The following is a 23,063-nucleotide window of genomic DNA, read 5'->3' on the forward strand; positions in this document are numbered from 1 at the left end:
GCTTTCATACTTGCAACTCACCTTGTGAAGATGACCAAGCCTTTTATTGCGCTGTGCCCGGAGATCACTCGGGCCAACGCGCTCGACTTGATTGAATGGTTGGACGACGAGAGCGTCACACGCTATCTGAGCGATTCGCGGCATGTCTCGCGATTCATCGAACAGCTCGTCGGCCGCGTTCAACTGCCCACGCTCACCCACCTGTTCAATCAGGGCGGCCGGTTTTTCATGGCGTACGACCGCCATGACGTGCCCGTCGGCTTCGTGCGGCTCGTCCAGACCGGCACCGACTGCGAAATCGTGCTGGTCATCGGCAACCGCGACAACTGGGGCCGCAGGCTCGGCGCCAGCGCAATCGGCGAAGGCATGAAACTCGCCTTCCTCGAGATGCGCGCCGACAAACTGATCGCCAAGATCCACGTCGACAACACGCGCTCGGTCAACGCCTTTCTGCGCAGCGGCTTCCTGCTCGACAGCGAAACCGCCACGCTGAAGTCCTTCTCCATGACCTCGGACCGCTACCGCCAGCACCTGCGCGACAACGCCATCGGCACCGCATCCGACATTTACGTCACCGAGATCGACAAGACCCGCCTGCAAGACCTGATCGCCCTCGAGACCGCGCCGGACATTTTCGAGCTGGAGCACGAAATCGAGCGCGCCATCGTCGTCGCCCCGGCGCAAGTCGCGCCCGACGTCGTCACCATGAACTCGCGCGCCGTCCTGCACCTGAACGACGAGAAGATGGAAGTGGACCTGGTCTATCCCCAGGACGCCGACGACGGCGCTCGCAAGCTTTCCGTGAGCTCCGGCATCGGCACCGCCATCCTCGGCTACAAGGCCGGCGACGCGATCGACTGGCGCGTATCGAACCGCACGCACCGCATTCACATCGAAAAGGTGCTGTACCAGCCGGAAGCGGCCGGGGATTTTCATTTGTAGGAGTGGGCGGTCGAGAGGGGGCCCCCGACCGGGACGCGCCGGTGTGGACGGCAACAAACGGGCGCGCGAATCCTGGACACGCGTTGCGGTCGACATGCAACGCTCCCGACTGGGGTTCGAACGGACGCGAGCCCGTCAGACCGGTGCCTTACACGGGGATCGGATTGGCCGCGATTTCCGCGTTGAAGCCATCGACGAACGCGTGTTCGTTAATGCCGGGGTTGTCACGCAAGGCGCGGATTCCCTCGACAAATACCTCCGGCGCATCGGTTGCCAGCCCCTTCATCGTTTCGGCGATGAAGGCGTCCAGCGGCATGGCACGAGGGTCGCCACTCTTCTTGATCAGGTCGGTGTCCACCCACGGAGGCGCGATTTCCTGGACCGATACGCGGGTGCCCTTGAGCATGAAACGCTGCGACAAGGCATACGAGTGCAATGCTGCCTTCGAGGCCGAGTAGACCGCATTGGTGGCGATCGGCACGTAGGCCAGAACCGAGGTGTTGTGGATGATCGTCGCGCGCGGCTGCGCCTTCAGGTGATCGATCAGCGCAGACGTCAGGCGGATCGGGCCCAGCAGGTTCGTAGCGAGAATCTGGCGGGACACGGCATCGTCCATCGCCCCCGAAGGATCGTCGAACGGCATGATGCCGGCGTTGTTGATCAGCACGTTCAACGTCGGGTAGTCGCGAATCAGTTGCGCGGCGACCCGGTCGATGTCGTCCGCATCCGAGATGTCCAGGGCGACGCCCTCGATCCCCGGATGGGCCGCGGCGACTTCATCCAGCAGGGCCTGGCGGCGTCCGGCAATGATGACCTTGTTACCCAGGGAATGAAACTGCTCCGCGAGCGCGCGGCCGATGCCCGAAGTGCCGCCAGTGATAAAGATCGTGTTGCCCGTCATCTGCATGATTTGTCCTTGTGGTGCGCCGGGATGGCGCCTTCGATGGACGTACTATGCGCTGCCACGGCCAAGTCTCAAATGTCATAGATCCGGCAAAAACGGACACGAGGAGGACACTCGGCTCACCGCCGTCGTTCAGGCGGGCTCGGTGTGCTGCGTCGCCATCAACCCCCGTTTCACGCTGGCCGGAGGCTGCCCGAGATTGCGCAGGAAGGCGCGCCGCATCCGATCACGATCGGCGAAACCCGTGTCACGCGCCACGATTTCCAAGGGGTGACGGCCGTCTTCCAGCATGACGCGCGCGGCTTCCAGCCGCAGCATCTCCACGGCCTTCGCGGGCGACCGCCCGGTCTCTTCGCGGAAGACCCGGCTGAACTGACGCGGTGACAGGCTGGCCGCCTCGGCAAGCTCTTCGACCGACAGGGAATTGCGCAGGTTTTCACGCGCGTAAGCGAGCGCGCGTTTGACCCGGTCGGAGCGCGGCTCCAGTGCCAGCATCGCCGAGAATTGCGACTGGCCGCCATGACGCCGATGGTAGACCACCAGCTTGCGCGCCAGTGCTCGCGAAAGCGTGGAGCCATGGTCCTCTTCGATCAGCGCCAGCGTCAGGTCGATCGCCGACGACATTCCCGCCGACGTCCAGACATTGCCGTCCCGGATGAATATGCGGTCCTCCTCGACCCGGACCTTCGGAAAGCGCGCCTGAAGCGTGCGTGCGTGCGCCCAGTGCGTGGTGGCGGCGCGCCCGTCGAGCAGACCCGCCTGCGCCAGCACGAAGGCGCCCGTGCACACCCCAGCCACGCGACGCGCGTGCTTGCCCGCGCGGACGAGATACGCGCGCAGCCCCGGCGAAATATCTTGGGGCGCCAGCTGACCGGCGACCATCAGCGTGTCGGGCATGACCCCGAGCGGTGTCGTCTCGATCCCCGCATTCATCGACGACCTGATCGTGCCGCCCTTCTCGGACAACACCGTCAGCCGATAGCCCTTATCGCCCAGCTCGGCGTTGGCCAGTTCAAAAGCGGAGAGCGCCGCCAGACCCATCAGCTGGAAGCCATCCTCCAGGATCAAACCCACGTGCCGCATCATGCGTCCTTTTCAAGCAAGTGAAGATCAGCTTAATCCGGCACGTGGAACGGCATCCACGTTGTTTACCGAAACCTTCGCGCGCTGTTGCGCCATGTCGACGCCGGACGCCGCCCTTCGTCATTCCTGTTTTCGCCAATCGCGCATCAGCGCATAGAGCCCCGCCGCGGCAAACGCCGCCATACCCAGGCCCACGCTGGTGAACAGTCCGGCCTGCGTGGTGGCGATCAGGCCGCCGCCCACCGCAATCGCCGTGCGCGCCATCGCCCCGATCAAAGGCACCGTCATTTTTCCGGTGCCCTGCGCCGCGCAGTACTGCGTGAAGCCAAGGCCGAAGAAACCAAAGAAAGGGCCGACATGGCGCAGATATGCGCTTCCCGTCGCCAGACTCAGCGGGTCCGTCAAAAACGCGCGCAGCCAAACCTCGGGCCAAATCGCGGCCAACAGCCCGATGGTTTCCGCCACCGCAAAGCCCAGACAGGCGGCGATCAACGCGGCGCGGCGTGCGCGATCGTGCCTGCCGGCCGCCGCATTGGTGCCGATCAGAATCGCGGCGGGCCCGCCGATGCCGAAACTGATCGGCACCAACAGGAACTCCAATCGGGCGGCCGCACCGTATCCCGCCACCGCCGCCAGACCGTAAGACCCGACATAACCGGTCACGACGGCAATGGTGAGATTGGTACTCGTGGCAATGAGCGCCGACACCCCGCCGACCTTGAGAATGTCGGCGAAGAGACCACCCTGTAGCCGCGGCGGTCTGGCAGAAGGCCGCAACACTCCTTGGCCGCGCCAGAGATAGATCGCGAAAATCAGGCTGCCGGCGGCGTAGTACAAAACCATCGCCAGCGCGCCGCCGGTCACGCCCAGCCCTCGAAAGTCTGCCGCACCGAAAATCAGCAGCCACGATACCGGTATCAGGATGATCCCGCCGCCGCACACCACCCGCATCGGCAAAACGACATTGCCACTGCCCCGGATGACGGCCAGCAAGGCATTGAATAGCCATATCAGCGGCGCGCCGCCGAAGACGACGGCAGCATAGCGGTTGGCGTACCCCAACGCTTCCCCGCTCGCTCCCATGGCGCCGAACACCGCGCCGCCAAACGTCAGGACTAGCCCCGCCGTGCCGACCCCGAACGCCAACGCAATGGCCACGGCATGCCAGACCAGCGCATTGGCCTGCGCACGATCGTCGCGTCCAAGCGCCCGGGCCACCCCGCCGAGCATGCCCCCACCCACCGCGCCGGTCGCGAGCGCCGTCGTCAACGCCAACAAGGGGAACACGACCGACACACCCGCCAGCACGTCCTCCCCAAGCCGCGACAGAAACCACACCTCCAACAATCCCACGAGCGTCTGGGTGAGCATCACCAACAGCGTCGGGCCGGCCAGCGACAACATCACCGGAAAAATCGGGGCGGTAAGCAGGCGCTCGGTATGGGCGTCACGGCTGCGGGGATGCGTCTGCGCTGTCACGACGGCACTCGAAGAAGGTCCTGGGCGAGGGCAGCATATGCCAAGGTCGCAATAACCGACATGTCAAATACACGGCGATTTGCGCCATATGGGCCTGACGAACCTGATCGCGAATGCAGTCAGGATCACCCCGGCCAAGCGGCAACCACGCGCCGGGTTTCACGGCGCAAACGGCTTCCGTGCTTCGCGTTCTCGCCCCAGATCCGCAACGTGATTTACGCGACCCCTGCGACGAGCGCATCACCGCCCGGTGCGCAAGATCAGCGCGACCCGGAGGTCACATTCCGTGTGACAACGCGGGCCCAAAACTGAGCGGGCTGATTCTGCGAAAGCTCACCGCTGATTGAGTCCAAGCTGCCGGTGATCAGAAGCGGGCCTTAAATCCATTCACACCGCTACAACAGCGGGCCTGCCCCCGCCTCGCCCGTATCTGTGCGCCCGCCGCCTTCGGCTGATCTTCTTCAGCACCTCTCCTTCACCCCATTCGTTGGCCCTGATGCGCGCGACAGGGATAGGTTTTCGGGAAGTCTCGCGAGCGCCGGCCATCACAAATTGGCAAAAATTCTATTTGGCGATTTCTAAAACAAATCAATGCTGTCAAACGATGTTTGCACATTACATCTTTGTGCCAACTCGATAACTAGCCTGCTGATCTCTCTGCACAGCGCACGATTAGCTTGCATCTATCCCGCAGGATTCGACGCAAGTTCGAATTTTCTCCTAAATTTTTTAGCCTCAGGACAAAGCCAAAATGACAGTCCCCGTGGATGTGATCTCTTTTGACCAGGACGGCGCGATAGCGGGCAGCTTGGTAAAGGTGACAACAGCGCCTCTTTCACCGGCTAACCCTGGCAGCATGAAGTTTTTTGGTGGTCGCCTCGGAACCGCTCAATTGAGCGCGGTTGTCTGCGACGACTGGGACACATTCTCGAGTTATGAATTTCTCATTCCGGAAGGACTGGAAGACGGAATGTACGGCTTCGAATTCAGATTTTCCGACCTGCAGGAAATTTATCTGTATTCGAGCGCAGGTCCGGTGACGGTAAGCAACAAAAGCGAACCCAGCGGGCCTCCATCCATCTCGAGGGTAAATCCCACCACCGTCACCCCTGAAGAATTTCGTACACAGAAATTCCGCGTATACGGAAATAATCTGGCGGACCTGGTCTCGTTCTACATGATGAGAATCGAGGGTGACGGCCCCGCGCGAGTCAACGTGCGCGTCACACGGCTGGATGCCGAGTCCATCTTCCTGACACCCAACACCGGTTCAGTAGAGATCAAGAATTGCAAATATAAGGTGGTGGGCGTGACGGAAGGGGGCGAGTCGGTACAGGCGCGCCTGCCGATCTCGATCGAATCAGAGTAGTAAAGACAGTTCAGACATCACCCAGATCCCCCGAACTTCGGGGGATTTTATATTGACTTTCGATGGCGCCCCACATCATGTCAAACCGCGTGCATGACAACAATCCTTTTGATCATCCCCATCGCTCTATCAATAACACCTATCCCGTCCCACCCATTCCGGTAGGCGCAGGATACAGAACAGAATATCCGGTGCTCGACACCATCTGCATATTATTGACCAACAGCGAAAATTACGGCTTTGCCTGGCATGCATACTACACTTCGGCCGATGCGAAGACGCAACGCTGCATCAAAATTGCCGAAGGTGATGAAGTACTGCTTGACGTGAAGAGTGTCCATTCTGGCGCTGACGCACGAGAGTGCGTCCACGTGGTGAAGCAAAACAGAGTCTCGGTAAAGATTAGCCTGGATCTGCACACTGGCGAACTGGTGACAGAAGAAAAAATAGATGGCTTCGTCACCAGCGATCAATGGAACAGCATAAAAACGCTGGGCTCCGTTCCTCTGCTGTCCCGACACGCGGGGGACCAAAAAGATTTGACTGCGCTCGCGATGCTTGATGGCAATCCAGCTTGCTACTTCCCCGATCTGGGCGCCGTCAGATTCTCGGGGATGGGATGGTACGACGAAATCATCGGAATGACGATCGTCCAAAATAATATGTCGCAAGACATAGTACTGCTGTTACGCCACGATAGACATACACTGGACCTGCCGGCCACGAAGCTGGCCATGAATCTACCCACCCCCGTCATCTCAACCCTGATGCTGGTTTCGGTAGACATCGGCACCTTCATGAATCACGAAACCTTAGACCAGAGTCAGTTCAGCTACTCGGTGGTTTCCGATGATTTTGTTTACATCCCATGCGACAGCAGTTCCGATCCGAATGTGAAATCGCTGCAGGGAATGTACAAAGGAGTTGACCTGAAGCCGGTCGCTCCGAGTGCGAATTCGCCACGAACAGGAAGATTTGTTCTACGTTATTGCACGTGGAATGGGAGCATCACGACGACTACGGAATTGTGGCAGGCCCAAGGAGGGCTTCTGAACCGCAATTCACGAAGCATCCCCAGCGCAGGCCAGGTGGAGTTGGTGCTATTGCAAACGACGCTGGCCAATCTATCCATTACGCCTCTCAGCTATATATCAGCCCCCAACAGGTATATCGTATGTGACTCGTGGCTGAAGCCCGACTTGTACGGCGACAAAAAGTCTCAGGTATGGATCACCATTCTGCACGCGGCCGACGACAACAGCCTTCAAACTGAAAGTGTAGTTGCCATTAATTATTTTCAGCCCGGGGCCCTGTTTTTGAGCTACACGGCAATTCCATTCAGCAGCAAATCCGCTGACATGGAGGTGGGCGGCGTGAACTTCCTTGCCACCAGTTACCTAAATCCCGAGGAGGCTGGTAAGTGGCAACAAGGCCAAAATATCAGGCGTGCCACGATTCCGATTGAAGTGCATGGTCCCGCCGGAGTGGCGACCGTGGCGTTCAAATGGCCAACCTATGAGCTGGACTGGCTGACCTTCCCGATATGGATAGACAGCAACACTGATTCCTACGACAGCAGCCTGGGGATAATGGCCGGAATGGCCTACATCTTTGGCGCCGATTTGTCAGGCAACTGCTTTTATATTGGCACGCCCACCCTGATAGAATCGACACAGGCGAAGCAGATAATGGCCGTTTATCAAACTCCGCCATTCGAACATAGTCTGACGAGTGGGCAGCCCATGCTGACACTTGGCTCCACCGCAACTACCGTCAATGGCCTGTCGGCCACTGAGCACAAAAACTGGTCAGTAACCGCAGAGGAAAGCTTCAAGGCCGGAAGTGGGATTTTAGAAGTAAGTGCGCACGCAAGTTTTGCGTATGGCGAGGATTTTTCTCAAGTCTCAGGATCGAGCAGTTCGACTGATTTGCATGTATCCGTGGGGGTGAGCCAGAACGATGCGGTTCACGGCTTACTACAGCCTTACTATTATTGGGAATACCCAATATTCAAGGGCGTAAACGGAGTAAAAACGTATGCTGGCGTGCTCACGGTTGTCTTCCCGATCGGGCAAGCCCAGGATGCTTATTTTCCGACCACGATCAAGGATTTCGCATACGATTCAGACTACGAAATCGGTTCAATTCTGACCTATCTCGAAGCGTCGAAACCCGGCTACACCAGCCCAAAAACGCTGATGTTCGACCTGGAGGATATCCCGGTAACCGATGACACCGCCGCTGGCACTTCCACCCACTATACCAACCAAAATAGCACGCATAAGGACAAAACCTACAGCACAAACACTACCTTCAGCGTGGGGGGAAGCCTCACGATTGGGTGGTTCACGACCACCGTGAACTATCACAACAGTGACACCGAAGCGAGCACAACCAGTGTCACCACGTCGTCGTCTTTCAGCATCTCGATTTCTACAGGGGCGGTCAAAGATGCAATCTACGAATACCAGTTGACTCCCTACATTTATAAGTCATCCCAGACTAAAATCATGCACGTCAAGTATGACGTGCAGCTCACGGGACCAGGCTGGCAAGAGTATTTTGGTGTCCCAAAAGTTGTTTTGTTCCGCGTTTATCCTCTCTCGAACGACCTGTTTTTCAATGCATTCTCAAGGTCGATCAGATTCACGCCGAGCAAGACGACGAAAGGCAACGCGGACATCACCGTGATGATGTTCAATAATTCGTTGTATAGCGCAAAAACGGTTGTTTGTGAGTTGTATCTGGTTAAACCCCGACTCACGGGCTCCGCGCAGGGGCAGGTGTTGATACTCGACCCCAAGAAAAAAGTCGCCACTCAGGAATTGGAAGCCATGGCGCCTATCGAGCGCGCCAGTGTGGTGTTTCCCGATATGAGTCTGGGCACGGTGTCTTATGTCTCGGTCAAGATCTACAACGATGATGATCCGGACAGCGCCCGAATATATTGGGGAATCTTCCCCTACGAAAGGTTTGGCGATCTGCCAGAAACCCTGGCTTTGCCATGAGGGTCTCGTCTGTGAACGGCCCACGTGCAGCGTCTACCAACACGCGCTCATGACGAGAAGCACGGCGGTTCGCTGCCTTTTAAGGCGAAGCCGATATTCCGGGGGCCGAGTTTCGGCACGCTCGAGGCAGCGTTCTTCCAGCTGAACCGCTGCGAGTGCATCGACCCGTTGCATGCGGGAGTGCGGCAGCACGCCCGTCCGTAGCGACAATCACGACCGCATCGAGTTAAAGCTAAAAGGCCTGAGCCCGGTGCAATATCGAGCTCAGGCCTTCGTGCTTCAGCTTCTGACCGTCTCGCTTCTGCGGGTCAGTGCAAAGAGCGATCGCCATATCGAAACGCGCAGGCTTCAATCCTCGATCCCGGATCGAGCGGAGATGGGCGTGAGTTTCTGTCCGGGCGATGCGACTGCAGCAACCATGCGGTACACCAGCCCACGGATCGATGGACTGACAATGCGCTGAGGGAGGTCGCGGCTCGAGCATTCCCCGACGTCATTGGACATCCTCAAAAGGAAATGCGCTGCCGGATAAAGGCATCGATCACTCAGTGAGCGTCCTGCGCTTGCCGTGGACCTCAGTGAAGTGGAGCGGGTGATGGGAATCGAACCCACGCTTGAGGCTTGGGAAGCCGCCGTTCTACCATTGAACTACACCCGCGTCGGTGTGTCGTACCGGCCTCAAAGGCTGGCAGAGGCGTGAATTATAGCGAGGAACTCACGGGCGCGCTTCGCAAAAACTAGCAGCCGCGCACCTTGATCGCGACGTCTCGTCCGGCCAGCGGATGAGGGATTTTGTTGTTGCCGTGGCTGCCGATCACTTCGGCCACCACCACGTGATAGCCGTCCAGCCAGCGCGACTGCGCCTGCTTGGCTTCGCGGTGGCGCGGCAGGTTAATCAACTGCTCGAGGGCCTCGAGCGTCTCCCAGTAATACACGTTCGAGACGAGTCCGGTGGCGGCATTTTCCCAGGCTTCTTCGCCCAGATAACCGGGGATGGCGCGGGCCGCCTGGGCGATCGCGTCGTCCAGCGCGTGAAAGTCGGTGTCGAACTCGCCCTTGGCGAAGGTGAACGTGGAGGAATACATCGCTGCTCCTGAACTCGCGGCATCGGAACCGCGTTCCTCGCGGAACGCACAGGGCCGCAGTGTACTCACGATGGTCGGATGACCCGCCAGCAGGCGGCAGCCCGGGCTTGCCCTTGCGAGCGACACGGTGCGGGTTCAGGCGGCGATCCGCTGCTGCCGGTCGTGCGCCGGATGTCAGGCTGCGTTTCCGCTTTGTGCGGGAGACCAGGCCTCGCCCCGGCTCGATACGTCCAGCGGGTTACCGCCCCCCGGCCCGATCCGTCCCTCCCCACCTCCCCGCGCGCGCCTACTACAATCGCGGGTTATGAATACGAACACCCCCGAACACCAACCCGGCGCCCCCGCGCCGGCCGGCGACGCCGACGCGTCGCAGCCCCTGTCGCAGGGCACGCAAGAGGCGCTCGCCCAGGCCGGCCATGCGCCCGCCAGCCCCGGCGCCACGCACATCCGCAGCTTCGTGCATCGCCGCGGCCACATCACCCAGCGTCAGCGCGATGCGCTTGAGCAGCTGATGGAAAAGTGGGCCATCCCGTATGCCGCGCGCACGCTCGACGTGCAGGCCGCCTTCGGTCGCAGCGCCCCCACGATCCTGGAGATCGGCTTCGGCATGGGCGAGACGACCGAGAAGATCGCGCTGGCGCGTCCGGGCGACAACTTCATCGGCGTCGAGGTCTTCAATGCCGGCGTGGGCTCCATGCTCCACCGCATCGAGACCTCGCAGATCGAGAACCTGCGCATCATTCAGCACGACGCCGTGGAAGTCGTGCGCGACATGATTCCGCCGGACTCGCTGGATGGCGTGCATGTGTACTTCCCCGATCCGTGGCCCAAGAAGCGCCACCACAAGCGCCGCCTGCTGCAGCCGCCGTTCGTGCAATTGCTCGCCAGCCGCATCAAGCCGGGCGGCTACTTCCATTGCGCCACCGATTGGCAGGACTACGCCGTGCAGATGCTCGAGGTCCTGGGCGCCGAGCCGCTCCTGGCCAACACGGTGGACGGCTACGCGCCGCGGCCCGACTATCGCCCGCAGACCAAATTCGAAACGCGCGGCCTGCGTCTGGGCCATGGTGTCTGGGATCTGATCTTCAAGCGCGTCTGACACGCGCCGGCTTTTCTAACGTGTGAGGTTGCAATGCTGTATCCCGCGATCGAACCCTACCGTCACGGCATGCTGGACACCGGCGACGGGCATCAGGTCTATTGGGAGCTCTGCGGCAATCCGCAGGGCAAGCCCGCCGTGTTTCTGCACGGCGGCCCCGGCAGCGGGTGCTCGCCGGTGCACCGCCAGCTGTTCGATCCGCGCCGCTACCACGTGCTGCTGTTCGATCAGCGCGGTTGCGGGCGGTCGAAGCCGCACGCGAGCCTGGACAACAACACCACCTGGGATCTCGTGGCCGACATCGAGCGGCTGCGCGGCGAGATCATGGGCGTGGATAAGTGGCTGGTGTTCGGCGGATCGTGGGGCTCGACGCTCGCGCTCGCGTATGCCGAGACTCACCCGGATCGCGTCAGCGAGCTCGTGGTGCGCGGCATCTTCTCGCTGCGCCGTTCCGAGCTGCTCTGGTTCTACCAGGAAGGCGCGTCGTGGCTGTTTCCCGATCAATGGGAAGAGTACCTTGCACCGATCCCGGAAGCCGAGCGCGGCGACCTGATCGCCGCCTACCGCAAGCGGCTGGTCGGCGATGACCCCGTGGAGCAGTTGCGCGCGGCCAAGGCGTGGAGCAAATGGGAAGACAACACGATCACGCTGTTGCCCAGCCCGCGCCATCAGCAAAGCCACGCGGCCGACCGCGCGGCGCTCGCCTTCGCGCGCATCGAAAACCATTACTTCGTCAACGCGGGCTTCATAGAAGAAGGCCAGCTGCTGCGCGACGCGCACAAGCTTGCCGACATCCCCGGCACCATCGTGCAAGGACGTTACGACGTCTGCACGCCCGCGCGCACCGCGTGGGATCTGCACCGCGCATGGCCGCAGGCGGCGTTTCATCTGGTGCCCGACGCGGGCCATGCGTTCGACGAGCCGGGCATCCTGGCGCGTCTGATCCAGGCCACCGACGGCTACGCCAATCAATAAGGAGTCATTAGATGCACATCACGCTCAACGGGCAGGCCCGCGAGGTTGCGCCTGCCACCACCGTGTTCGGCTTGCTCGACACTCTGGGCTACGCCGGCAAGCGCGTGGCGGTCGAGCGCAACGGCGAAATCGTGCCTAAAAGCAAGCACGGCGAGACCGCGCTGGCCAACGGCGATCAGATCGAAATCGTCGTGGCGGTCGGCGGCGGCTGAGTCGTTTTTCCTCGCGTGGCACGGCGCCGGACGCCGCGCCACGCGATAGCATGTCGTTACACCATCACGCTTTCGCGGGCCTGTCCGCCGCGACCATAATCAGCCCCACGGTGCCTTTTTCTTCGATGCAAAAAGGAGCGACCCCGGGCTTGCATCACGTCCCCAAGCCCCTTCGCTCGCAGCCCGGCTAGATCCGCCCCGGCCGCGTCTCGACGCGTGCCGCGGCTTCCCGGAATATCCGCACAGACCGGCAATCCCCGCAGCGTTTGCCGGAATGTATCGGGACAGGCTATCCCCGCTTGCCCCGATCGATTCGGCCAGACGCAAGGTCTGGCCGTTTTTTTGGCTGGTGCGAACTCAGCGCATGCCGAACTTGCCCAGGCCCTTCATGCCACCCATGGCGCGCATCATCTTGGCCATGCCGCCCTTCTTCATCTGCTTCATCATGCCCTGCATCTGATCGAACTGCGACAGGAGGCGGTTGACCTCTTGCACAGGCACGCCAGCGCCCGCCGCGATGCGGCGCTTGCGCGCGGCCTTGATGAGCTCGGGCTTGGCGCGCTCGAGCGGCGTCATGGAGTTGAGGATGCCTTCGGTGCGGCGCAGCTGCTTCTCGGCCTGGCCGCCCTGGATCTGACCGGCCGCCTGCTGGAACTGTGCAGGCAGCTTTTCGAGGAGCGAGCCCATGTCGCCGAGCTTCTTGACCTGGCCGAGCTGTTCGCGGAAGTCGTTCAGGTCGAACTTGTTGCCCGACTTGATTTTGGCGGCAAGCTTCTGCGCCTCGGCGATGTCGATGTTTTTCTGGGCCTGCTCGACCAGCGACACGATGTCGCCCATGCCGAGCACGCGTTGCGCCATGCGCTCGGGGTAGAAGGGCTCGAGGCCCTCGAGCTTTTCGGACACGCCGACGAACTTGAGCGGCTTGCCGGTGACATGGCGCACCGAGAGGGCCGCGCCGCCGCGGGCATCGCCGTCGAGCTTGGTGAGCACCACGCCGGTGAGGGGCAGCGCGTCGGCGAAGGCGCGCGCGGTGTTGACCGCGTCCTGACCCTGCATGGCGTCGACCACGAACAGGGTTTCGATCGGCTTGACCAGATCATGCAGCGCGCGGATCTCGCGCATCATGGCCTCGTCGATACCCAGGCGGCCGGCCGTATCGAGGATCAGCACGTCGTAGTGATGACGGCGCGCGTGGTCGACCGCGTTGCGGGCGATGTCTTCGGGCTTCTGGCTGGGATCGGACGGCAGGAAATCGACGCCGGCCTGCGCGGCCACCGTTTTGAGCTGTTCGATCGCCGCGGGACGATACACGTCGGCGGACACCACCAGCACTTTCTTCTTGCCGGTTTTGCGGCCGCCCTGCATGTGCTCGCCGGAGACGAGCCAGCGGGCCAGCTTGCCGGTGGTGGTGGTCTTGCCCGCACCCTGCAGGCCGGCCATCAGGATCACGGCCGGCGGCTGGGTGGCCAGCGACAGCTCGGCGGCATGCGCGCCGAGATCGCCGCCCATGAGCGCGGTGAGCTCCTTGTGGACCACGCCCACGAGGGCCTGGCCGGGCGACAGGCTGGACGCCACTTCTTCGCCGAGGGCTTTTTCTTTGACGCGCGCAACGAAGTCGCGCACCACGGGCAGGGCCACGTCGGCCTCCAGCAGTGCCATGCGCACTTCGCGCAGCATTTCCTGGGTGTTGGCCTCGGTGAGACGGGCTTCGCCGCGCAGCGTCTTGACGACGCGCGACAAACGTTGAGTCAGGTTATCGAGCATGAGAGGCGTTTCCGCTTACACTAGTTGATTGAATCTTGGCCTCGGGCGCGCGATGCACCAGAGGCTTTCATCCACCCAACGGTTTCTATGTCATCAGGCATTGTATTTCACGCCGTGGCTGCCCTGGCTTACGCCATTCTGGGCGGCTCGATGTGGCGCCGGCTGGCGCAACACGGCAGTGTCGAGCAGACCGGACGGATCGCCCGGGTGTGCCTGCTTGGCGCCCTGGTCCTGCATGGTATCGCGCTGTGGCAATCCATGTTGGGGACACAACATCTTTTCATCGGCTGGGCGCTCGCCATGTCGGCCGCCATCTGGCTCGGCCTGCTGGTGTTCTGGCTCGAGAGCCTGCTGGTACGCATCGATGGCCTGCAGCTGCTGCTGCTGCCCGCCGCCACGCTGGTCACGCTGCTGGCGGCCGTGTTTCCGCAGGGGCAGGTCGTGCCGCACGCCGCCAATGGCTGGTTGCGCCTGCATCTATTGATCGCGCTGGCCGCCTACGGCCTCATCACCATCGCGGCGCTCCAGGCCATGCTGATGGCGCTGCTCGACCGCCATCTGCACCGCCCGCTCGAATCCCCGGCCGAACGCAGCATCATCGGCCGCGTGCTCGACGCCCAACCGCCGCTACTGATCCAGGAGCAACTGCTGTTTCGGGTGATCTGGGTCGGCTTCTCGGTGCTGACGCTGGCCGTGGCCACGGGCTCGGTGGCCTCCACCCTGCTCACGGGCCGGCTGCTGCCGTTCGATCACAAGACCGTCTTCACGCTGCTGTCGTGGCTGACCTTCGGCGTGCTGCTGGCCGGCCGCCACATTCGAGGCTGGCGGGGCCGCGTGGCGCTGCGCTGGACGCTCACCGGCTTCGCGTTTCTGATCCTGGCTTACACCGGCAGCCGCTTCGTCCTCGAAGTGATCCTGCATCGAGGCTGAGCAAACATGGGCAAGATTCTTTTCTGGGTGCTGGTGATCCTGGCGGTGCTGATGATCGCCCGCATCGCCGGCGCACGCGCGGCCCAGCGCAAGAAGCCGCAGGCCGCCTCGCGCCCATCGGGCTCGAAAAACGCCCCGGTGCCGAGCGAGCCGATGGTGCGCTGCGCGCACTGCGGCATCCACCTGCCCCGCTCCGAAGCCCTGCTGCAGCAGGGCCAGACCTGGTGCAGCGCCGAGCATGCGCGGCTGGGCAAGCCCGGCAGTTGATGCCCGGAGTCCCGCTCAGGAGCCCAGGCCGTCATGCCTGGGCTTTTTGCTTCCTGCGCCGCTCCCGGCATAATGCAGCGATCGCCTGCCCGCCGGGCACGGCCTTCCCCGCGCACCCTCGCGCGACGCTGCAGATGTCGTCATGCAAACCCTGATCCTCGATCGGCACGGCTGGCTTGTGCCGGGCGCCACCGTCACGCGACTGCCCTCGCCCAATACCGACCCACGCCCCGCCGGCACGCAGGTGAGCCTGCTGGTGATGCACAACATCACGCTGCCGCCCGGTGAGTTCAAGACCGCGGGCGGCCCGGATTACGTCAGCGATCTGTTTCTGAATCGGCTCGACCTGAACGCCAACCGGTGGTTTTCCCGCCTGGCCGGTCTGCGGGTGTCGGCGCATTTCCTGGTCCGGCGCGACGGCAGCATCGTGCAGTACGTGTCGACCGACGCGCGGGCCTGGCATGCCGGCGTGTCGCGTTTTGCCGGCCGCGAGCGCTGCAACGATTTTTCGATCGGCATCGAGATGGAAGGCACCGACACGCTGCCCTACACCGATGCGCAATACAAGGCGCTGCCGCCATTGACCGCGGCGTTGCGCGCCCGCTATCCGCTGCGCGCCGCGTGGGGACACGAGCACATCGCGCCCGGACGCAAGACCGATCCCGGCGCGGCCTTCGACTGGCCGCGCTTTGGCCGCGATAACGGCTTTTTGCCCCGCGCGCTGCCACCGCGCTGACCCGCCCTGCCGCCCTTGGCCATCCCGGCCCGGCAGACGCACCGACCACAAGGAATCATCATGCTGAAGATTTGGGGAAGACTGAGTTCGCTGAACGTGCAGAAGGTCATGCTGGCCGTGCGCGAGCTGGCCTTGCCGCACGAGCTCGTCGAGGTGGGTGGCAAGTTCGGCGGGCTCGACACGCCGGAATACGGCAAGCTCAATCCGAATCGCCGCGTGCCGGTGATCGACGACGGTGGTTTCGTGCTCTGGGAATCGAACGCCATCGTGCGTTACCTCGCGGCACGGTATGGCAGCGGCACGCTCTGGCCCACGGACCCGTGCGTGCGCGGCGATGCCGATCGCTGGATGGACTGGCAGACGACCGAATGGCAGCCCGCCATGGTGCCGGCCTTTTTGCAGCTGATCCGCACGCCCGAAGGCGAACGCAATCAGGCCGTGATCGACAAGTCGGTGAAGCAGATCAATGCCTGCGCGCAGTTGCTCGACGCCGCGCTGCAGGAGCGCGATTACGTGAGTGGCGCGCAGTTCACGATGGGCGACGCGGCGCTGGTGTGCTCCACCCATCGCTGGCTCGGACTGCCCATCGAGCGCCCGGCCACGCCGGCGCTGTCGGCCTGGTACCGGCGCGTGATGATGCGGCCGGCCACGGCCGGCGTGCTGGCGCTGCCGCTCAGCTGACCCGCGCAGCGCGCGCGGCTAGACCTGCCAGCCCAGCTCGGCCGAGAGTTCGGCCGCCGAGCGCTGCACGGTCGGCACCAGTTCGCGCATGCGCTCGAGCGACATGTAAGGCACCGTGCTCGAGACGCTGACGGCCGCCGCGATGCGGCCGCTGGCGTCGCGCACGGGCGCGGCCACGCAGCGGATCGACGGCTCGTTGTCTTCGAGGTCGAAGGCATAGCCGCGCGTGGCGTAATCGCGCATCCGCTCCGCGAACACACGCCAGCCGGCGTTGGGATCGACGGCGCGCGCCGCCACCGGCGTGCCCACCTGATGCAGCGCCTGCCAGAGGTTCTCATCGTCGTCGAGCAACAGCGCCTTGCCCACGCCCGTGCAGGCGAGCGGCATCCGATGACCCACGCGCGAGCGCATCTCCAGGCCCTTTTTGCCGGGGATTTTTTCGAGATACAGCACCTCGGCGCCATCACGCACGCCCAGATGGATCGTGTCGCCCGTGATATCCGCGAGCGCCGTGAGATGCGGGCGCGCCAGCGTGACCATCGGGATCGCCTCGCGCGATTGAAAACCCAGCTCGATCAGACGCGGCCCCAGCGCATAACCCAGAGAAGGCAGCACGCGCAGATAGCGCTCCTGGACCAGGCAGCTCGCCAGTCGGTGCGTGGTGCTGCGCGCCACGCCGATGCGTGCGCAGATTTCTTTGAGGTCGCGCGCGCCTTGGGCGACGGCCTGGATCACGGCCAGCCCGCGCATCAGGGTCTGCGTGCCGGCGGGCGCGCCGGCGTCGGGATCGAGCGGAGAGTGCGAGAGAGCAGGACGATTCATGAATTCACTGTCGAGAGCGGCACCGGAGGCGCCGCAGCCCGGCGCACGATGACGGCGCCGAGGCGGGTAAGGCGTGAAGCGATAAGGCTGTCATGCGATGAAGCGGTAAGGCGGTAAAGCGGTAAAGCGGTAGCGGTAAAGCGGCAGAGCATAAAACACCGGCAAGACACGCCTGCGTCTGCCCCGGCGGGACGGGCCACAGCAGCCTCGAGACCGCCCTAAAAACCGCATTCTATCCCAATATATGAGATTCAATTCTATATTTTGAGATTTTCTGGCCGCTCGTCTAGAATTTTTCGCATCGGGGCCCACGGCCCCTAAAACCGGGCGCGTCTTGCGTCCGACAACGAGACAGTTTTTCCATGACTACCGGCAAGCCCGACGCCGCGGCACTGATCGCGCTGGATTGGGGCACCTCCTCGCTGCGCGCCTATCGCATGGGTTCTGATGGCCAGACGCTGGATGCCCGCCATCTGCCCTGGGGCATCATGAACCTGCCCCAACCCGTTCAGGACGGCGCCCTCTCCGCCGCGCCCGCCGATCAGGACAGCCGCTTCGAACTCGCGTTCGAACATGCCTGCGGCGACTGGCTGCGCGCCGAGCCTCATCTTCCCGTGATCGCCTGCGGCATGGTCGGCAGCGCGCAAGGCTGGCGCGAAGCCGCCTACCTCGACGTGCCGGTCGACCTGCGCCAGCTCGCCGGCCAGCTCACGCAGGTGCCGCGCCAGGGCACGCCGCTGCACATCGTGCCGGGCCTGATCCAGCGCCACGGCCTGCCCAACGTGATGCGCGGCGAAGAAACCCAGGTGGCCGGTGTGCTGGACACGCTCGGCGCCGACGCGGACGACCTGCTGATCGGTCTGCCCGGCACGCATTCCAAGTGGGTGTCGGTGCGCCGCGGCCGCGTCACGCACTTCGACACGTTCATGACCGGCGAGGTGTATGCCGCGCTGCGCGGCCACACGATCCTGGGCCGCACCATGAGCGATGGCGGCGCCGATCCCGAAGCCTATGCGCGCGGCTTGCGCGTGGCGGGCGCGCCCGCGGGCCGCGCCGGCGTGCTGTCCACGATCTTCAGCGCGCGCACGCTGAGCCTGACCGGCGCGCTCACCGCATCGGCCGGCCCCGACTACCTCTCGGGCCTGCTGATCGGGCACGAGATCGCCACGCTTGCCGAAATGCTGCGTCAGCAAGGCGCCACGCCGACCCTCGTGCTGTGCGGCGACGACGCCCTGTGCGATCGCTATCGCCTCGCGCTGGATCACTATGGCCTGGGCACGCCGGCCCAGGCTCGTCACGCTACCGAACGCGGTCTCTGGCATCTGGCGCAGGCCGCCGGGCTGGTCCGCGCGACTCTCACGGAGACGCCATGAGCACCGTCACCCCGCTGTCCCAGGCCATGCAGGCCTGCCCCCTGGTCGCCATCCTGCGCGGCATTCGACCCGAAGAAGCTGCCGCGATCGGCCAGACGCTGTATCAGGCGGGCTTCCGCCTGATCGAAGTGCCGCTCAACTCGCCCCAACCGTTCGACAGCATTGCCGCCATGCGCGCCGTGTTGCCGGCCGATTGCCTGCTGGGCGCCGGCACCGTGATCGATCCCGACGACTGCGCCCGCGTGCGCGAGGCCGGTGGCCAGATCATCGTGATGCCGCACAGCGACGCGGCCGTGATCCGCCGCGCCAAGGCCGAGCAGCTGTTCTGCCTGCCGGGCGTTGCCACGCCCACCGAGGCGTTCGCCGCACTGGCCGCGGGCGCCGACGCACTCAAGCTGTTTCCCGCCGAGCAGCTGGGCCCGCAGGTGCTGCGCGCCTGGCGTGCCGTGCTGCGCGCGCCGCTGCTGCCCGTGGGCGGCATCACGCCGCAGAACCTGGCCGACTTCGCCGCGGCCGGCGCCTCGGGCTTCGGCCTGGGCTCGGCACTGTACAAACCCGGCCTGTCGGCCGACGAGGTGGGCGCGCGCGCCCGCGACTTCGTCGCCGCCTGGCAAGCCATCGCCACCCGCTGATTCTTTCGATCTCTTTGCAGAGGAGTCCCTCTCATGAAAATCACCAAGCTCACGACCTACATCGTCCCGCCGCGCTGGCTGTTCCTCAAGATCGAGACCGATGAAGGCGTGATCGGCTGGGGCGAACCCGTGGTCGAGGGCCGCGCCCATTCGGTGGCCGCGGCCGTCGAAGAACTCGCCGACTACCTGATCGGCAAGGATCCGCGCAACATCGAAGATCACTGGACGGTGCTGTACCGCGGCGGCTTCTATCGTGGCGGCGCGATCCACATGAGCGCGCTCGCCGGTATCGATCAGGCGCTGTGGGACATCAAGGGCAAGGCCCTCGGCGTGCCCGTCTCGCAACTGCTCGGCGGCAACGTGCGCGACCGCATCCGCGTGTATTCGTGGATCGGCGGCGACCGCCCGGCCGACACGGCCGCGGCCGCGAAGAATGCCGTGGCGCGCGGCTTCACCGCCGTGAAGATGAACGGCACCGAAGAGCTGCAATACATCGATTCGTTCGACAAGGTCGAGAAGTGCCTGGAAAACGTGGCCGCCGTGCGCGAGGCCGTGGGTCCGAACGTGGGCATCGGCGTCGACTTCCATGGCCGCGTGCACAAGCCCATGGCCAAGGTGCTGATGAAAGAGCTCGATCCGTTCAAGCTCATGTTCATCGAAGAGCCGGTGCTGAGCGAGCACTACGAGGCGCTGAAAGAGCTGGCTCCGCTCACCTCCACGCCGATCGCGCTGGGTGAGCGCCTGTTCTCGCGCTGGGACTTCAAGCGCGTGCTGTCCGACGGCTATGTCGACATCATCCAGCCCGATCCGTCGCACGCCGGTGGCATCACCGAGACGCGCAAGATCGCCGCCATGGCCGAAGCCTACGACGTGGCGCTGGCGCTGCACTGCCCGCTCGGCCCGATCGCGCTGGCCACCTGCCTGCAGATCGACGCGGGTTGCTACAACGCGTTCATCCAGGAACAGAGCCTGGGCATCCACTACAACGCGGCCAACGACCTGCTCGACTACGTCAGCAACCGCGAAGTGTTCGCCTACGAAGATGGCATGGTCGCGATCCCGCAGGGTCCGGGCCTGGGCATCGAGGTCAATGAAGAGTACGTGAAGGAACGCGCCGCCGTGGGCCACCGCTGGCGCAATCCGATCTGGCGTCACGCCGACGGCAGCTTCGCCGAGTGGTAAATCATCCGCCCGCGCCTGACCGCCGCCCCTGACAGGAGCGGTTGGCAAGCGCGGGCGATTTGCCCGGGACGCGCGGACAGGGCCGCGCATCCCATTCGGGCCGCTTTGCGAGACCCCTGCAGATTCATAACATGCCCGGCGACGCTGACAGCGCACGCCGGCCCCAAGCCCTCCGAGGAGACCCGCCGTGTCCATCGCTACCGCAGCCGGCGCGCCGCTCGCGCAAAAACCCACGCGCAGCCGCTACATCATCATGGTGATGCTGTTCATCACCGTCGTCATCAACTATCTCGACCGCAGCAATCTCTCGATCGCAGCGCCTGGCATCAAGGATGAGTTCGGCCTCTCGACCATCCAGGAAGGTCTGATCCTGTCGGCCTTCGGCTGGACCTACGCCGCGATGCAGATTCCCGGCGGCTGGCTGGTCGACCGTGTCTCGCCGCGCGTGCTGTATGCGCTGGCCCTGATCCTGTGGTCTGCCGCGACCTTCTTCATGGGCTTTGCCGGCAGCTTCGTGCTGCTGTTCGTGCTGCGCCTGGCCGTCGGTGCGCTCGAGGCGCCCGCCTATCCGATCAACAACCGCGTGGTCACCACCTGGTTCCCGGAGCGCGAACGCGCCACCGCCATCGGCTTCTACACCTCGGGCCAGTTCGTCGGCCTGGCGTTCCTCACGCCGGTGCTCGCCTGGCTGCAGCATCACTACGGCTGGCACATGGTCTTCGTGAGCACCGGTCTGCTGGGCATCGTGTGGGGCGTGATCTGGTACATGGTGTACCGCGAGCCGCGTGCCTTCAAGGGCGCCAATGCGGCCGAGATCGAGCTGATTCAGAAGGGCGGCGGCATCGTCGACCTGGACCGTCGCAATCTCGAAAAGAAAGCGCCGTTCTCGTGGGCCGACCTCGGCCTGGTGATGAGCAAGCGCAAGCTGTGGGGCGTGTACCTCGGCCAGTTCTGCCTGACCTCCACGCTGTGGTTCTTCCTGACGTGGTTCCCCACGTATCTCGTGAAGTACCGCGGCATGGACTTCATCAAGTCGGGTTTTCTGGCCTCGGTGCCGTTCCTGGCCGCCTTCATCGGCGTGCTGTGCTCGGGTGTGCTGTCGGACTTCCTGATCCGCCGCGGCGCCAACGTGGGCCTCGCGCGCAAGCTGCCCATCATCCTGGGCCTGCTGATCTCGACCTCGATGATCGGCGCCAACTTCACCGACTCGACCCCGTGGGTGATCTTCTTCCTGGCGCTGGCCTTCTTCGGCAACGGCCTGGCTTCGATCACCTGGTCGCTGGTGTCGGCGCTCGCGCCGGAACGCCTGCTGGGCCTGACGGGCGGCGTGTTCAATTTCATCGGCAACCTGTCGGCGATCTGCACCCCGATCGTGATCGGCTTCCTGGTGACCGCGGACAACTTCGCACCCGCCATCATCTACGTGTCGACGCTGGCGCTGCTGGGCGCCCTGTCGTACATCCTGCTGGTGGGCAAGGTGGAGCGGATCCAGGCCTGAGCCTGATCGCGCCTGCCTGATGGCAATGACAAAGGCCCGTGCAGACGTTGCACGGGCCTTTGTTTTTTGAAGCCGCGATCGGCGTAGTCAGGCAGCGCGACGGGCGCGCCGGCGATACCACCATGTGAGCCCCAGCAGCACGAGCAGCACCACGCCGAGCAACTGCGCGAGGATGGGCCAGAACAGCAAGGTGGAGAGATTCTCGTAGCCCCTGGCCGTGCGCTTGAGCGCGATCGGCGAGTTCACCACGAGATCGATGGTTTCGCCGCCGAGCGCGGCCCCGGCCGCTTCGATCGTGAAGGTCAGGTTGTTCGTGCCCTCGGCCAGCATGAAGGCCGGCTCCTGATCCCGCGTGACCGTGCCGTCGATCACGACGGCGGGGTACAGATCGCGGTAGTAGTGCCGTGCGCTGCTGGCGCTGGTGGGCGTGGCGGCCAGCAGCACCTCGGCGCCATCGTCGCGCCGCACGCGCACGCGCAGAGGCTCGCCGGGATTGGCGAACCTGGGATACGCCCCTTTGGGGGTGTCCACCGGCACGCTGTATTCGCCCAGCTCGGGCCGCGGCTCGCCGGGCCGGGCGCCCGGCCGGTCGCCGAACCGCGCATCCAGCCACAGGGGTGCCTCCTTCCAGCGGTAAACCTCGGCCTGCGCCGTGGCACCCGACGCGATCTTGATCGGCACCACGTAGGTCTGAGAGGCTCGCTCGAAAATGACGACACCCACGGCCAACGCGAGGGCCGCGACCAACCAGACCGTCCAGACCACGCCCAGCAGGATCTTGCACGCCTTGCGCATCATGTCGAGGGTTCCGCAATGAGGAGCGGGAGAGCGTACCGGTTCGGCGGCCTGCGCGCCAATCGTTCTTTAAATAGAACGTTGAAGCGATATTTTGCCGTCTACCGGGCTTTCGTCCTGTTCTTTAAAGTTCTGTTCATGGCAGCGACGCAACGACGCAGACCTGCAAACGGCGCCCCACTCAACCCCGCGCCCCTCAACCGAACCGGAGAACAGACATGACCAAG

21 protein-coding genes, 1 tRNA gene and 1 pseudogene are annotated in these 23,063 nt (G+C 63.7%); 15 read left to right on the forward strand and 8 right to left on the reverse strand.

The window, feature by feature from the left end; genetic code table 11:
* Positions 1-30: 30 nt before the first annotated feature.
* Positions 31-942 carry a bifunctional GNAT family N-acetyltransferase/nucleoside diphosphate kinase regulator gene (locus CEK29_RS20495; RefSeq protein WP_094804297.1) on the forward strand — a complete coding sequence of 304 codons (912 nt, stop codon included), beginning with the start codon at positions 31-33 and terminating at the stop codon, positions 940-942.
* Positions 943-1,090: 148 nt separating this feature from the next.
* Here the strand turns inward: CEK29_RS20495 and CEK29_RS20500 are convergent, their stop codons facing one another.
* From CEK29_RS20500 to CEK29_RS20510, 3 genes are all read right to left on the reverse strand, one after another.
* Positions 1,091-1,849, reverse strand: a complete 759-nt coding sequence (locus CEK29_RS20500) for an SDR family oxidoreductase (protein WP_094859174.1) — start codon at positions 1,847-1,849, stop codon at positions 1,091-1,093.
* Positions 1,850-1,978: 129 nt separating this feature from the next.
* Positions 1,979-2,929 carry a GlxA family transcriptional regulator gene (locus CEK29_RS20505; protein ID WP_094859200.1) on the reverse strand — a complete coding sequence of 317 codons (951 nt, stop codon included), beginning with the start codon at positions 2,927-2,929 and terminating at the stop codon, positions 1,979-1,981.
* Between the two features lie 120 nt (positions 2,930-3,049).
* Positions 3,050-4,408 carry an MATE family efflux transporter gene (locus tag CEK29_RS20510; protein WP_094859175.1) on the reverse strand — a complete coding sequence of 453 codons (1,359 nt, stop codon included), beginning with the start codon at positions 4,406-4,408 and terminating at the stop codon, positions 3,050-3,052.
* A gap of 751 nt (positions 4,409-5,159) precedes the next feature.
* Here CEK29_RS20510 and CEK29_RS20515 point away from each other — a divergent pair.
* From CEK29_RS20515 to CEK29_RS24215, 3 genes and pseudogenes are all read left to right on the forward strand, one after another.
* The gene (locus CEK29_RS20515; protein ID WP_141218369.1) at positions 5,160-5,777 is read left to right on the forward strand and encodes a hypothetical protein; all 618 of its coding nucleotides are present in this window, start codon (positions 5,160-5,162) and stop codon (positions 5,775-5,777) included.
* A gap of 77 nt (positions 5,778-5,854) precedes the next feature.
* Positions 5,855-8,785 (forward strand): hypothetical protein, encoded by a 2,931-nt coding sequence (locus CEK29_RS20520; RefSeq protein ID WP_141218370.1) that lies wholly within the window; start codon positions 5,855-5,857, stop codon positions 8,783-8,785.
* A gap of 111 nt (positions 8,786-8,896) precedes the next feature.
* Positions 8,897-9,053: pseudogene (locus CEK29_RS24215) on the forward strand (IS3 family transposase); the annotation flags it as partial.
* 316 nt (positions 9,054-9,369) lie between these two features.
* Here the strand turns inward: CEK29_RS24215 and CEK29_RS20525 are convergent.
* A tRNA-Gly gene (locus CEK29_RS20525) sits at positions 9,370-9,443 on the reverse strand.
* 79 nt (positions 9,444-9,522) lie between these two features.
* The gene (locus CEK29_RS20530) at positions 9,523-9,870 is read right to left on the reverse strand and encodes an antibiotic biosynthesis monooxygenase family protein (RefSeq protein WP_094859178.1); all 348 of its coding nucleotides are present in this window, start codon (positions 9,868-9,870) and stop codon (positions 9,523-9,525) included.
* A gap of 304 nt (positions 9,871-10,174) precedes the next feature.
* Between CEK29_RS20530 and trmB the strand changes: the two genes are divergently transcribed.
* From trmB to thiS, 3 genes are read left to right on the forward strand one after another with little or no spacing between them, the layout of a single operon-like run.
* Positions 10,175-10,969 carry a tRNA (guanosine(46)-N7)-methyltransferase TrmB gene (gene trmB / locus CEK29_RS20535; RefSeq protein ID WP_094859179.1) on the forward strand — a complete coding sequence of 265 codons (795 nt, stop codon included), beginning with the start codon at positions 10,175-10,177 and terminating at the stop codon, positions 10,967-10,969.
* 33 nt (positions 10,970-11,002) lie between these two features.
* Complete coding sequence (pip, locus tag CEK29_RS20540; protein WP_094859180.1) at positions 11,003-11,944, forward strand: prolyl aminopeptidase; 942 nt, start codon at positions 11,003-11,005, stop codon at positions 11,942-11,944.
* Between the two features lie 11 nt (positions 11,945-11,955).
* Entirely contained in the window at positions 11,956-12,156 is a 201-nt protein-coding gene (thiS, locus tag CEK29_RS20545) for a sulfur carrier protein ThiS (protein ID WP_094804258.1), read from the forward strand.
* Between the two features lie 357 nt (positions 12,157-12,513).
* Here the strand turns inward: thiS and ffh are convergent, their stop codons facing one another.
* Positions 12,514-13,920, reverse strand: a complete 1,407-nt coding sequence (gene ffh / locus CEK29_RS20550) for a signal recognition particle protein (RefSeq protein WP_094804260.1) — start codon at positions 13,918-13,920, stop codon at positions 12,514-12,516.
* An 87-nt stretch (positions 13,921-14,007) separates the two neighbouring features.
* Between ffh and CEK29_RS20555 the strand changes: the two genes are divergently transcribed.
* From CEK29_RS20555 to CEK29_RS20570, 4 genes are all read left to right on the forward strand, one after another.
* On the forward strand, positions 14,008-14,850 hold the full coding sequence (locus CEK29_RS20555) for a cytochrome C assembly family protein (protein WP_094804262.1): 843 nt from the start codon (positions 14,008-14,010) through the stop codon (positions 14,848-14,850).
* A gap of 6 nt (positions 14,851-14,856) precedes the next feature.
* Entirely contained in the window at positions 14,857-15,117 is a 261-nt protein-coding gene (locus tag CEK29_RS23975; RefSeq protein ID WP_176456945.1) for a PP0621 family protein, read from the forward strand.
* Positions 15,118-15,259: 142 nt separating this feature from the next.
* Positions 15,260-15,853 (forward strand): 1,6-anhydro-N-acetylmuramyl-L-alanine amidase AmpD, encoded by a 594-nt coding sequence (ampD, locus tag CEK29_RS20565; protein ID WP_094804266.1) that lies wholly within the window; start codon positions 15,260-15,262, stop codon positions 15,851-15,853.
* A gap of 60 nt (positions 15,854-15,913) precedes the next feature.
* Positions 15,914-16,534 (forward strand): glutathione S-transferase family protein, encoded by a 621-nt coding sequence (locus CEK29_RS20570; RefSeq protein WP_094859182.1) that lies wholly within the window; start codon positions 15,914-15,916, stop codon positions 16,532-16,534.
* 18 nt (positions 16,535-16,552) lie between these two features.
* On the opposite strand, the gene CEK29_RS20575 is transcribed toward CEK29_RS20570, so the two are convergent.
* Positions 16,553-17,356: an IclR family transcriptional regulator gene (locus tag CEK29_RS20575; RefSeq protein ID WP_094804270.1), complete on the reverse strand. Its 804-nt coding sequence runs from the start codon at positions 17,354-17,356 to the stop codon at positions 16,553-16,555.
* A gap of 362 nt (positions 17,357-17,718) precedes the next feature.
* Between CEK29_RS20575 and CEK29_RS20580 the strand changes: the two genes are divergently transcribed.
* The 4 genes from CEK29_RS20580 (at position 17,719) to CEK29_RS20595 (ending at position 22,041) form a co-directional block, all read left to right on the forward strand.
* On the forward strand, positions 17,719-18,729 hold the full coding sequence (locus tag CEK29_RS20580; RefSeq protein ID WP_094859183.1) for a 2-dehydro-3-deoxygalactonokinase: 1,011 nt from the start codon (positions 17,719-17,721) through the stop codon (positions 18,727-18,729).
* Positions 18,726-19,361, forward strand: a complete 636-nt coding sequence (locus CEK29_RS20585; RefSeq protein ID WP_094859184.1) for a 2-dehydro-3-deoxy-6-phosphogalactonate aldolase — start codon at positions 18,726-18,728, stop codon at positions 19,359-19,361. Before CEK29_RS20580 ends, CEK29_RS20585 begins: the two co-directional genes overlap by 4 nt.
* Before the next feature lie 33 nt (positions 19,362-19,394).
* Positions 19,395-20,543 carry a galactonate dehydratase gene (dgoD, locus tag CEK29_RS20590; protein ID WP_094804276.1) on the forward strand — a complete coding sequence of 383 codons (1,149 nt, stop codon included), beginning with the start codon at positions 19,395-19,397 and terminating at the stop codon, positions 20,541-20,543.
* A gap of 187 nt (positions 20,544-20,730) precedes the next feature.
* On the forward strand, positions 20,731-22,041 hold the full coding sequence (locus tag CEK29_RS20595) for an MFS transporter (protein ID WP_094804278.1): 1,311 nt from the start codon (positions 20,731-20,733) through the stop codon (positions 22,039-22,041).
* Positions 22,042-22,128: 87 nt separating this feature from the next.
* Here the strand turns inward: CEK29_RS20595 and CEK29_RS20600 are convergent, their stop codons facing one another.
* The gene (locus CEK29_RS20600; protein WP_094859185.1) at positions 22,129-22,839 is read right to left on the reverse strand and encodes a hypothetical protein; all 711 of its coding nucleotides are present in this window, start codon (positions 22,837-22,839) and stop codon (positions 22,129-22,131) included.
* Positions 22,840-23,063: the final 224 nt, after the last annotated feature.

The organism is Bordetella genomosp. 5 (genome assembly GCF_002261475.1).
Lineage (GTDB): Bacteria > Pseudomonadota > Gammaproteobacteria > Burkholderiales > Burkholderiaceae_B > Bordetella.